This is a genomic window from Nonomuraea sp. NPDC050202 (genome assembly GCF_040656115.1).
In the GTDB taxonomy this organism is placed as follows: Bacteria; Actinomycetota; Actinomycetes; order Streptosporangiales; family Streptosporangiaceae; genus Nonomuraea.
On sequence record NZ_JBFALF010000012.1, the window covers coordinates 128,004 to 139,808 of the forward strand.

The 11,805-nt window shown below is 72.1% G+C and carries 10 protein-coding genes; 6 read left to right on the top strand and 4 right to left on the bottom strand.

Annotated features, from left to right (window positions below; all coding sequences use genetic code 11):
* Window positions 1-91 precede the first annotated feature (91 nt).
* The 6 genes from AB0I79_RS29460 to AB0I79_RS29485 all read left to right on the top strand — a co-directional run bounded on the left by AB0I79_RS29460 (window position 92) and on the right by AB0I79_RS29485 (window position 6,855).
* Window positions 92-1,408 (top strand): extracellular solute-binding protein, encoded by a 1,317-nt coding sequence (locus AB0I79_RS29460; protein WP_357879371.1) that lies wholly within the window; start codon window positions 92-94, stop codon window positions 1,406-1,408.
* Window positions 1,405-2,289 carry a sugar ABC transporter permease gene (locus AB0I79_RS29465; RefSeq protein ID WP_357879375.1) on the top strand — a complete coding sequence of 295 codons (885 nt, stop codon included), beginning with the start codon at window positions 1,405-1,407 and terminating at the stop codon, window positions 2,287-2,289. The genes AB0I79_RS29460 and AB0I79_RS29465 overlap by 4 nt, the downstream gene beginning before the upstream one ends.
* Window positions 2,289-3,158 (top strand): carbohydrate ABC transporter permease, encoded by an 870-nt coding sequence (locus AB0I79_RS29470; protein WP_357879378.1) that lies wholly within the window; start codon window positions 2,289-2,291, stop codon window positions 3,156-3,158. Before AB0I79_RS29465 ends, AB0I79_RS29470 begins: the two co-directional genes overlap by 1 nt.
* Window positions 3,155-4,150 (top strand): LacI family DNA-binding transcriptional regulator, encoded by a 996-nt coding sequence (locus AB0I79_RS29475; RefSeq protein WP_357879381.1) that lies wholly within the window; start codon window positions 3,155-3,157, stop codon window positions 4,148-4,150. The genes AB0I79_RS29470 and AB0I79_RS29475 overlap by 4 nt, the downstream gene beginning before the upstream one ends.
* Before the next feature lie 68 nt (window positions 4,151-4,218).
* A complete protein-coding gene (locus tag AB0I79_RS29480; protein WP_357879384.1) occupies window positions 4,219-5,076 on the top strand; it encodes an SAM-dependent methyltransferase in 858 nt (285 codons plus the stop codon).
* A gap of 165 nt (window positions 5,077-5,241) precedes the next feature.
* Complete coding sequence (locus AB0I79_RS29485; RefSeq protein ID WP_357879388.1) at window positions 5,242-6,855, top strand: DUF4082 domain-containing protein; 1,614 nt, start codon at window positions 5,242-5,244, stop codon at window positions 6,853-6,855.
* 7 nt (window positions 6,856-6,862) lie between these two features.
* On the opposite strand, the gene AB0I79_RS29490 is transcribed toward AB0I79_RS29485, so the two are convergent.
* The 4 genes from AB0I79_RS29490 to AB0I79_RS29505 form a co-directional block, all read right to left on the bottom strand.
* Window positions 6,863-7,246: a YchJ family metal-binding protein gene (locus AB0I79_RS29490; RefSeq protein WP_357879391.1), complete on the bottom strand. Its 384-nt coding sequence runs from the start codon at window positions 7,244-7,246 to the stop codon at window positions 6,863-6,865.
* Window positions 7,247-7,311: 65 nt separating this feature from the next.
* A complete protein-coding gene (locus AB0I79_RS29495) occupies window positions 7,312-8,148 on the bottom strand; it encodes an NAD-dependent protein deacetylase (RefSeq protein ID WP_357879395.1) in 837 nt (278 codons plus the stop codon).
* 14 nt (window positions 8,149-8,162) lie between these two features.
* The gene (locus AB0I79_RS29500) at window positions 8,163-9,944 is read right to left on the bottom strand and encodes an ABC transporter ATP-binding protein (protein ID WP_357879398.1); all 1,782 of its coding nucleotides are present in this window, start codon (window positions 9,942-9,944) and stop codon (window positions 8,163-8,165) included.
* A complete protein-coding gene (locus AB0I79_RS29505; RefSeq protein ID WP_357879401.1) occupies window positions 9,941-11,683 on the bottom strand; it encodes an ABC transporter ATP-binding protein in 1,743 nt (580 codons plus the stop codon). The genes AB0I79_RS29500 and AB0I79_RS29505 overlap by 4 nt, the downstream gene beginning before the upstream one ends.
* Between the last annotated feature and the right edge of the window lie 122 nt (window positions 11,684-11,805).

Genomic DNA, 11,805 nt, shown 5'->3' on the forward strand with positions numbered 1-11,805 from the left:
GGACATTAACGAGAACGTAACGACCCCTTGACGGTCGTTTCGGCGCTGTTCCACTCTGTGCACGTTCACAGAACCCCCCTGGAGGTACGCAATGCGCGCCAACCGCCTTGGAGCAGCCCTGGCCGTCGCACTCACGGCCACCCTCGCGAGCTGCGGCTCCAGCGAGCCCACCGAGAGCCCCGAGGCGGCGCAGAGCCAACCCGCCTCCGCCCAGGGCCCGGTCAAGCTCACGTACTGGACGTGGGCCCCCAACATGGACAAGATCGTCGAAGTCTGGAACAAGGCCCACCCCGACATCCAGGTGACGGTCAGCAAGCAGGCCGGCGGCGACGACGCGGCGGCCAAGTTCCTCACCGCGGCCAAGGCCGGCAACCCGCCGGACCTGGTGCAGGCCGAGTACCAGCACCTTCCCTCGTTCATCGCCGCCGACGCCGTCGCCGACCTCAAGGCCGAGACGGCCTCGATCAAGGGCGAGTTCTCCGAGGGCCTGTGGGGCCTGGTCACGCTGGGCACCGAGGCCGTCTACGGCGTCCCGCAGGACAGCGGCCCGATGATGCTCTTCTACCGCCAGGACCTGTTCGACAAGTACGGTATCGCCGTGCCCAAGACCTGGCAGGAGTACGGAGAGGCGGCCCGCACGGTCAGGAAGAAGGACCCGAAGGCCTACCTCGGCACGTTCTCCAGCAAGGACCCGGGAGCGTTCACAGGGCTGGCCCAGCAGGCGGGCGCGCAGTGGTGGTCGATCAGCGGCGAGTCGTGGAAGGTGAACATCGCCGACGAGCCCACCAGGAAGGTCGCCGACTTCTGGGGCGCGCTGGTCAAGGAGGGCGCCATCGACGACATGCCGTACTTCACCCCCGAGTGGAACAAGGCGCTCAACGACGGCAAGCTGCTGACCTGGCCGTCGGCGGTGTGGGCGCCGGGCGTGCTGTCGAGCAACGCGCCGAAGGCCAAGGGCAAGTGGGCCGTCGCGCCGCTGCCGCAGTGGAACGCCGGGGAGAGCTTCAGCGGCTTCTGGGGCGGCTCGTCCACCGCCGTGTCGGCCAAGACCGCCAACAAGGCCGCCGCCGCGCAGTTCGCCACCTGGCTCAACACCGACCCGGCGGCCATCGAGCTGCTGGTCGAGGAGGCGGCCATCTACCCGGCCGCCACCAAGGCGCAGTCGGCGCTCGGCGAGGCGCCCGAGTACTTCGCCAACCAGCCCGACTTCTGGCAGCAGGCCGCCGCCGTCTCCGCCGGCGCCCGCGGCTTCACCTTCGGCCCGAACGTCGGCGTGACCTACAACGCCTTCAAGGACGGCTTCGACAAGGCGTTGCAGGACGGCACCCCGTTCACCGGCGCCGTGCAGGGCATGCAGGACGCCACGGTCGCCGACATGCGCAAGTCCGGCTTCACGATCGCCTCATGAAGCGGTCGGAGAGGGGGCCCTGGCCCTACCTGTTCCTGACCCCCGCGATCGTGCTGTTCACGCTGTTCCTCGCGGTGCCCATCGGCTACACCGTCTACCTGGCGATGCGCCGTACCAAGGTGTCGGGGCTGGGGCTGGGCAGGGGCGCGCGGCGGGAGGTGTTCGTCGGGTTCGACAACTTCGCCGCCGCCCTGGCCGACGCCGAGCTGTGGAACGGGTGGCTGCGCGTCCTCGGGTACGGCGTGCTGGTGCTGGTCGTCATGCTGGGGCTGGCGCTGCTGTTCGCGCTGCTGCTGGACTCGGCCCGGGTGCGGCTGGCGCGGTTCTCGCGGATCGCGATCTTCCTGCCGTACGCGGTGCCGGGCGTGGCGGCCACCCTGCTGTGGGGCTTCCTCTACCTGCCCTCGCTCAGCCCGATCAGGGACGTCCTGGACGTCGACTTCCTGGGCGCCACCACCGTCACGTACTCGATGGCGAACGTGGCGGTGTGGGGCGGGGTCGGCTTCAACATGCTCGTGCTCTACACCACGCTGCGGGCCATCCCCCGCGACCTGTACGAGGCCGCGCGGCTCGACGGCGCCTCCGAGTTCCAGATCGCCGTCCGGGTCAAGATCCCGATCCTGACCCCGGCGATCGTCCTCACGACCGTGTTCTCCATCATCGCGACGATCCAGGTGTTCACCGAGCCGACCACGCTGCGCCCGCTGACCAACACGATCAGCTCCACGTGGAGCCCGCTGATGAAGGTCTACCGCGACGCGTTCGTCACCGGTGACCTGTACTCGGCCGCCGCCACCTCGATCGTCATCGCGGCGATCTCGCTCGTCCTGTCGTTCGGTTTCCTGCGCGTGGTCCGCAGCCACGCCTTCAGGGAGGGCTGATGGCCGCGACCACCTCGCACCGCCGCACCCGGGCGGGTTTCGGCCGCCCGATCGGCGCCGTGCCGACCGCGCTGCTGCTGATCGGCGCGATCTACTGCCTGTTCCCGGTCTTCTGGGTGCTGATCGCGGCCACCAAGTCGCCGGGCGAGCTGTTCAGCACCGCCACCCTCTCCTTCGGCACGGGCTTCTTCGACAACGTGGCCGAGCTGTTCGCCTACCGCGACGGCGTGTTCTGGCTGTGGGCCGGCAACACGCTCCTCTACGCCGGCGGCGGGGCGCTGCTGTCCACCGCCGTCTCCGCGGTCTCCGGGTACGCGCTGGCGAAGTACCGCTTCCCCGGCCGCGACGCCATCTTCAACCTGCTCATCGGCGGCATCCTGGTGCCGGCCGTGGTGCTGGCCATCCCGCAGTACCTGCTGTTCTCCAAGATCGGCCTGGCCGACACCCACTGGGCCGTGCTGCTGCCGCAGATCCTGCACCCGTACAGCATCTACCTGGCCCGCATCTACGCCGCCGCGGCGATCCCCGACTCGCTGCTGGAGGCGGGCCGCATCGACGGGGCCGGCGAGTGGCGGCTGATGTCGCGGGTGGCGATGCCGCTGATGGTGCCGGGCATGGTGACGATCTTCCTGTTCCAGTTCGTGGCGATCTGGAACAACTTCCTGCTGCCGTTCATCATGCTGGGCGACGACGGCAAGTTCCCGCTCACGGTCGGCCTCTACACGCTGCTGATGGCGGGCGCGAACCAGCCCTCCCTCTACAACCTGATCCTGACCGGCGCCTTCCTGTCGATCGTGCCCTTGATCGCGCTCTTCCTCACCATGCAGCGATACTGGAAGACCGATCTGTCCTCGGGAGCCGTGAAGTGAAACGCCCTACGATCCACGACGTCGCCGCCGCCGCGGGGGTCTCCCGCGGCACGGTCTCCCGCCTGCTCAACGGCGACAAGTACGTGAGCCCGGCGGCGCGCGTGGCCATCGAGAGGGCCATCTCGGAAACCGGCTACGTGGTCAACCGCGCCGCCCGCAGCCTGGTCACGCAGCGTACGGGGTCGGTCGTCATGGTGCTGTCGGAGCCGCACGAGAAGCTGTTCGAGGACCCCAACTACAGCACGCTCATCCGGGTGGCCATCAGGATGCTGGCCGAGCGGGACCTGTCGCTGGTGATGATGCTGGCGGGCGACGAGGGCGACAGGGAGCGGGTGGTGCGCTACGTCCGCGGCGGCCACGCCGACGGGGTGCTGCTGGTCTCGACGCACGCGGGCGACCCCCTGCTCGACGCGCTGGGCGGCGGCCCGCCCGCCGTCTCCTGCGGCCCGGTCATCGGGCGCGAGACCGTCATCCCGTACGCCGCCGCCGACGACCGGCTCGGCGCCCGCCAGATGACCGAGTACTTCGTGAGCCTCGGCCGCAGGCGCATCGCGATGATCACCGGTCCCATGGACACGCCGGGCGGCATCCAGCGCCTGGAGGGCTTCGCCGACGTGCTCGGCCGCAAGGCCACCAAGCGGCTGATCGCGCACGGCGACTGGACGCAGGCCAGCGGCGAGCGGGCGATGACGGAGCTGCTGGAGCGCGCGCCCGACATCGACGCCGTCTTCGTCGCCTCCGACCTCATGGCGGCCGGCGCCCTGGCGGCGCTGCGCGCGGCGGGGCGGCGGGTGCCCGACGACGTGGCGGTGGGCGGGTTCGACGACTCGTCGGTGGCCGTCTCGACGCATCCGCCGCTGACGACCATCCGCCAGCCGCTGGCCGAGATGGCGCAGCAGACGCTGCGCCTGCTGCTGGCGCTCATCGACGGGGCGGAGCACGTGGAACCGGTGATACTCCCCACGGAGCTGGTGATCCGCGAGTCGGCCTGACCCCGTCGGCGGGCGCAATCGCACGCCTTTCCCGACATATCAGCAATTCGGCAGTACGATCCCCTGAGTTGACGCACCCGAAGGAGCCCACAGTGGCCGACGGCGAGCGGGAGCAGGCACCCCAGGGGATCGACACCACCAAGCCCAACGTCTCCCGCGTCTACGACTTCATGCTCGGCGGCAAGGACAACTACGAGGCCGACCGGTGGATGGCGCACCTGGCGCTGGAGGTCGCCCCGGACGCCCCGGAGGCCGCGCGCGCCAACCGGGAGTTCCTCGGCCGGGTGGTCCGGTTCCTGGCCGCGGAGGCGGGCGTCCGGCAGTTCCTGGACATCGGCTCCGGCCTGCCCACCCAGGGCAACGTGCACGAGATCGCGCAGTCGGCCGCCCCCGGCACCCGCGTCGTCTACGTCGACAACGACCCCATCGTCCTGGTGCACGGCCGGGCCCTGCTCGCCGTGGACGAGGGCAGCACGACGGTGGTGGAGGCCGACCTGCGCGACCCCGACGCGATCATCGGCGATCCCGAGGTGCGGCGGCTGATCGACTTCGACCGGCCGGTGGGGCTGCTGATGTTCGCCATCCTGCACCATCTGACCGACGAGGAGGACCCGGCCGGGATCGCCGCGCGCCTGGTGGACCACCTGGCGCCGGGCAGCTACCTGGCCGTCTCCCACTTCCACAACCCGGGGATGGCGTACCCGGAGGTGTCCAGGCAGGCGTTCGCGGCCGAAAAGATCTTCAACGAGACGCTGGGCACGGGGCGCTGGCGTACGCGCGAGGAGATCCTGGCCTGCTTCGACGGCCTGGACCTGCTGGAGCCCGGCCTCGTCCCGCTGCCCGAATGGCGCCCCGGCTCCGGCGACCGGGCCGAGCCCGGCATCACGTACCACACGTTCGTCGGAGCCGTCGCCCGCAAGCCCTGACCGGCGGCGGCCGACATTCAAACAGGGGTTTAGCGCCGTCCGTTTACGGCCTATTTCTCAGCTGAATGGTGATAACCGCGGCGGGTGTCTGACGGGGCATGGCACGATGGGCCCGATTCTTGATCGGATATTCCGGTGCGTGTTGCCTGCCATGGAGGCTCGCTCGTGAATGGGTCATATCACGTCGATCGAAAAGCACCGCGGCGCTTCCGGCAGCGGCCCGGCGTGGCCGTGCTGGTGGCGGGCGTCCTGGCCGGAGGGCTCGTGATCGTCAACCCCGCCGCGGCGCTGCCGGGGACGGGCACGACGCAGGAGAGCTTCTGGTCCGCCTCCAGCCCGCTGTCCCCGCGGCTGTCGAACGGGCGGCGCCCCGTGGAGCTGGGCATGCGCTTCACCACCTCCCGGGCGGGCTCCGTGACGGCGCTGCGCTTCTACAAGCACCCCAGGAGCTCGGACGGCCACACCGCCAGCCTCTGGGACGACCGGGGCAACCGCCTGGCCAAGGCGGCGTCCACGGTGGAGAGCGGCCAGGGCTGGCAGGAGGTGCGCCTGCCCAAGGGGGTGGCGCTCGCGCCCGGCAGGACCTACACGGTGTCGTATTTCAGCGCGGACGGCCGCTATGCCGTCGTACCGCGTTACTTCACGCGGAATTCACCGCGCACCGATTCCCTGCGCGCGCAGGCGCGCAATGGCGTGTACCGCTACGATTCCAGCGCATTTCCGCGGAGAACGAGCGCCGGGCACAACTATCTGGTGGACGTGGCCTTCCAACCGGCCACCACTTCCCCCTCGCCGTCACCATCACCGACGGTCACCCCGACTCCGACCGTCACCCCGACTCGGTCGGTCACCCCCACTCCGACCGTCACCCCCACTCGGTCGGTCACCCCCACTCCGACCGTCACCCCCACTCGGTCGGTCACCCCCACTCCGACCGTCACCCCCACTCCGACCGTGACACCCACCGGCACGCCCACGCCCTCGACACCGGGCAGGCCCGACTGCGACCTGCCGAGACACCCCCGCCCGTCCTGCACCGGCGTGCCACCCGGCACCAGGCTCACCACCGTCAAGGGCAACGTCACCGCCGCAAGGAACGGCCAGGTCATCGACGGGCAGCACATCACCGGCGACCTCGTCATCACCGCGAACGACGTGGTCATCAGGAACAGCCGGATCGACGGCCTGATCACCAACTGGGAGACGGGCGGCTCGTTCACCATCACCGACTCCACGGTCGGCCCGCCCAGCGGCTGCGTCATCAACCAGGGCGTCGGCGAGAAGAACTTCAAGGCCGAGCGCATCAGCGTGCGCGGGTTCGACGACGGCTTCCGCATGTCGGGCAGGAACATCGTCGTCCGCGACTCCTACGTGAAGCTGTGCGGCCCGCCGACCAGCCACTCCGACGGCATCCAGGCGTACTGCCCCGGCAAGATCGTCTGCAGCGGGCTGGTGTTCGACCACAACACGATCGACCAGCGGCAGGCTCCCCAGCATTCCGACCCCATCAACCTGGTGGACAAGAACCTCAGCGCGGTGACCGTCACCGACAACCTCGTGGCCGGCGGCAACTACAGCCTCCTGCTGAAATGGCACTCGGGGCCGAAGTGGAAGGTCTCCGGGAACAAGATCGTCCAGGGGGCGTGGGACTTCGGCGCCGTCAGCTCCGAGGACACCTGCGAGAACATCGACTGGGGCCCTGGCAACGCCATCGTCACCATCGACCACGACTACCGGATCACCAAGACGGTGCAGACGCTGACGCGCTGCATCGAGTGACGGCCCGTTAGCCGTTCAGGGCGCCCGCGTAGACCCAGCGGCCGTCGAGGCGCACGAACCTGCTGTGCTCCTCCATCTCGCCCGGCTTCCCGCGCTCCAGGTAGTGGGCGCGGAAGCGGACGGTGCCCTCGGTGTGCACGACGCTGCCGCCGGTGCTCCCCAGCACCTCCAGCCGCACCCACCTGACCCGCTTGTCCAGGTCGAGCCGGGGCGGGCGGGCGGAGGGATGCCAGGTGCGCAGCAGGTACGCCTCGTCCCCCACGCCGAACGCGCTGAACCGGGAGCGCATGAGCTGCTCGGCGGTGGCCGGCGCGGCCTCGCCCCGGTGGAAGCGGCCGCAGCAGTCGTGGTAGGGGGCGGGCAGGCCGCACAGGCACGTACGAGGAGGCATGCGCCCCATTCTGCCGCGCCCGCGACGGTGCCGCCGCCCAGAGACCGCCGCCCGGCAGGCCGCGTTCAGCAGGCCGACTCCAGCCGGGCGGCGAGGTCGGTCAGCGTGGTCCCGAGCGGGGCGTTCAGGGTGAGGGTGGCGTCGGCGTCGCCACCGGTCGGGCCCTGGTTGACGATGGCGATGGGGATGCCGAGCGCCGCCGCCTTCGTCACGAACCGCAGCCCCGACCTGATCGCCAGCGACGACCCGAGCACGAGCAGCGCCCGGGCCCCGCCCACGACGGCGAAGCACTCGTCCACGCGCGGCCTGGGCACGTTCTCGCCGAAGAACACCACGTCGGGTTTGAGCACGCCGCCGCAGCCGGCGCAGCCGACCACGCGGAACCCGGCCACCTGCTCGTCGGTGAGCACGGCGTCGCCGTCGGGGTTGATCCGGCCGCTGGCCTCCCAGCCCGGGTTGGCCTCGCGCAGGCGGCGCTCCAGCTCCGCGCGCGGGGTGCGCTCCCTGCACGACAGGCAGACGACGCGGTCGAGCCCGCCGTGCAGCTCGATCACCCGCCGGGCGCCGGCCGCCTGGTGCAGGCCGTCCACGTTCTGGGTGACGATGCCGGCCAGCAGCCCGCGCCGCTCCAGCTCGGCCACGGCCCGGTGGCCGGCGTTGGGCCTGGCGGTGCCGATCTGCCGCCAGCCGACGTGGCTGCGCGCCCAGTAACGTTGCCGGGCCTCGGCGCTGCCGACGAACCGCTGGTACGTCATCGGCTCGGCGCGCCTGGCCCGGCCGGTCGGCCCCCGGTAGTCGGGGATGCCCGACTCGGTCGACAGGCCGGCCCCGCTGAGCACGGCCACTCGCCCCGGAGCGACCAGCTCGACCAGCTCCGCCACGCTCGTGGTGCTTGGTGTCACCCCTCCATGGTGCCTCAACCGCCGGTCTGCTCCTCCGCCTCCGCGATCAGCTCCGCGTGCCACAGCCGCCGCATCTCGGGGCAGCTCTCCAGCAGCTCCTCCAGCCGCCCGCGACCGGCGACGCGGCCCCGGTCGAGGACGATCACCTGGTCGGCGCGTTCGAGCGCGGCCTGCCGGTGGGAGACGACCAGCACGGTCCCGGGGCCGCGCCCGGCGATCCGCTCCCACAGGAGCTGCTCGGTCTCGACGTCCAGCGCGGACGACAGGTCGTCCACCACCAGCAGGTCGGGCTCGCGGACGAGGGCGCGGGCGGCGGTGGCGCGCTGCACCTGCCCGCCGGACAGCCGCACCCCGCGCGGCCCGACGACCGTGCCGAGCCCGTCCGGCATCCCGGCCAGGTCCTGCTCGAACGCCGCCAGCTCCAGCGCCCGCCGCGCGTCGTCGTCGCCGGCGGGCAGGCCGAGCAGCAGGTTCTCCCGCAGCGTCGCCGAGAACAGGCGCGGCACCTGGCCCGCGTACGCCGTGCGGCCGGGGACGAGGAACGTGCCCGGGTCCGCCACCGGGGCGCCGTTCCACGAGATCGTGCCCCCGTCCAGCGGCAGGAGGCCGAGCAGGGCGCGTACCAGCGTGGTCTTGCCCGCCCCCACGGCCCCCGTGATCACCGTGAACGTGCCGCGTTCGAGGCGCAGGTCGACGCCGTGCAGCGCGCCGCGCACGGTGAGCCCGCGCGCTTCGAGCACCCGCAGCGGATCGGCGTGCCGGGGCGGCGGCGCGGCGGGCGGCGGGTCGCGGTGCAGCCAGACGTCGGCGCCCCGCGACAGGGTGCCGGCGTCCTCGTGCGGCGCCATGAGCCCGGTGAGCCGCTCGGTGGCGACCGCCGCCTGGGGCAGCCGGTAGAGGATCGTGCCGATCGAGCGGGGCAGCGCGGTGAGCCAGCCGATGTAGCTGGTGAAGAGCGCCAGGTCCCCGACGGTGAAGTCGCCGCCGCGCATGGCGGGCGCGGCCAGGAGCAGCACGAGCCCGGTGCTGAGCTCGATCGTCGTGGTGGTCGCGGCGCTCAGCAGGTCGGTCGCCATGCGGTCCCTGACGGCCGCGTCGCGCCGCCGCCGGTTGTGCTCGCGCAGCCGTTCCAGGGCCGCCGCCTCGGCCCCCGCCGTCTTGAGCGCGAGCGCGCCGCCGAACACCTCGCCCACGTACGCCGTCACAGCCGCGCCGAGCCGCCTGGCCCTCCGGTGCAGCCGCGCCACCGCCCGCCGCATCGTCCTGCTCAGCACCCCGATCGCGATCATCGGCAGGGCCAGCACCAGCGTGATCACGGGATCGACGGACGCCATGATCGGCAGGGCCGCGGCGGCGAACAGCGTCGTGCCGGCCAGGCTGACGCTCTCGTCGGTGAAGTCCACCGCGTCGGCCACGTCGTCCCGCAGCCGGGCGACGGCCTCGCCCGAGGAGTGCGGCAGCCGCGCGGCGGCCGGCCCGCGCGCGGTCAGCACGGAGCGCAGCACGTTGGCGCGCAGCAGGGTCGCCGCCGCGCTCCACCAGTACACGCCGTACGTCCACGCGACGACGATCACCACCCCGCGGACGAGCTCGACCCCCACGAACGCCGCGCACCACCACAGCGTGGCCCGCAGGGCGGCCGGCTGGTGCCCGCTGATCTGGTCGAAGACCTGCTGCAGGATGAGCCCGCCGGCCAGCGGGATGACGTGGACGGGCAGCCACAGCAGCGCCCCGACCAGATACCGGCGCAGGTCGAACGTGGCCAGCCGGGTGGCCACCAGCATCACCGGCCTCACCGGCCCACCCCCGCCAGGTCGAGCAGCCGGCCGAACCTGCTGCCCGGGTCCGCGGCGAGCTCGGCGCGGCGACCGTACTCGACGATCTTGCCGCGGTGGAGCACCGCGATCTTGTCCACCCGGGACAGGGACGACAGGCGGTGCGCGATGATCACGCCGGTCCTGCCTTCGAGCAGCCGGCCGACGCTGTCCTCGATGCGACGCTCGGTGGCCGGGTCGAGGCGGCTGGACGCCTCGTCGAGGACGACGAGCCCGGGATCGGCCAGGAACGCCCGCGCGAACGCCAGGAGCTGCGCCTGCCCCGCCGACACGCCGCGCAGCTCGGTGTCGAGCCCGTCGGGCAGCCCGGCCGCCCACTCGCCGAGCCCGACCCCGTGCAGCACCTCCATCAGCCGCTCGTCACCCGGCGACGGCCTGAACAGCGTCAGGTTGTCCCGCACGCTCGCCGCGAAGAGCTGCACGTCCTGGGTGACCACGCCGATCCTGGCGCGCAGCGAGCGCGGGTCGGCCTCGCGCAGGTCCACGCCGCCCACGCGCACGGTGCCCTCGACGGGGTCGTGCAGCCGCAGCACGAGCCTGGCCAGGGTGGTCTTGCCGCTGCCGGTGCGCCCGACCAGGCCCAGCGTCTCGCCGGGCGCCAGCGTGAGGTCGATGCCGGACAGCACCTGCTCGTCGTCGTCCGGGTAGGAGAACGCGACCCCTTCGACGCTCAGTCCGAGCGGCCCGCCGCCCGGCAGCGGGCGCGTGCCCGGGGTGAGCGCGGGCCGCTCGGCGAGCAGCGCCGCGATGCGGGCCAGGCCGGCCAGGGCCGCCTGGTACTGCCTGATCTGGTCGATCAGCCGCTCGAACGGCGTCCGCACCATGAGCGTGTACTGGAAGAGCAGCACGGCCGCGCCCACCGTGAGCGCGCCCGTCTCGATGGTCCATGCGGCCAGCCCCAGCATGATGGCCGTGCCGGCGGCGAAGGCCACGGAGGTGCCGGCGAGCAGCACGGTGCCGATGCGGGCGTCGCGGTGCTCGGCGCGGAAGAGGGCGGCCGCGACCTGGTGGAAGCGTCGCACGGTGTGCTCGCCAGCGCCGTTGGCCCTGAGGTCCTCGACGCCGGCCAGGCGCTCCTCGAGGGTGCCGAACAGCGTGGCGCTCGCGGCGCGGGAACGGGCCGCCGACGGCACGGCCAGCCGCTGGGCGCGGGCCATGCCGTACCCGATGAGCAGGCAGTACGCCAGCAGCGCGGCCCCGATGCGCCAGTCGACGGCGAACACGACGACGACCACGCCGGCCAGGAGCAGCACGCTGGCCACGACGTCCAGCAGGAACGCCACGACGAAGTCGGCGACCGCCACGACGTCGCCGTCCACCCGCTCGATCAGCTCGCCGGGCGTGTGGCGGCCGTGGAAGGCCAGGTCGAGGCCGAGCGCGTGGCCGGTGAGGCGCTCGCGCAGGCGGTTGGTGCCGTCCCAGGCGAGCCTGCTGGCCAGCCACGCGGTCACCATCCTGGCGGCCTGGCCCGCCACGGCGAGCGCGAGGTAGCCGAGGGCGACCAGCGTCAGGTGCCGGATGCTCGCGCCGCCGATGGCGTCGTCGACGAACCGCCGGGTCACCTGCGGCGCGGCCAGCGGGAGCGCGGTCGCGGCGGCGATCGCGGCGGCCAGGGCCGCGGTGGCGCCCGGTCCTGGGCGGAGCAGCCGGAGGACGGCGGAACTAGGTGATGATGAGGTCTCCGGATCGAACGATCTCAAGAAGCGTCATGCCCTTTGCGTCGGAGGATTCACTGAGCTGAGGGATCATGAACGCTGCAGCCATCGTGGGCCTCCTCGCGGTGGTAGGGCGGTCTTCCGTCGGGGAGTACACCAGGCCCGGG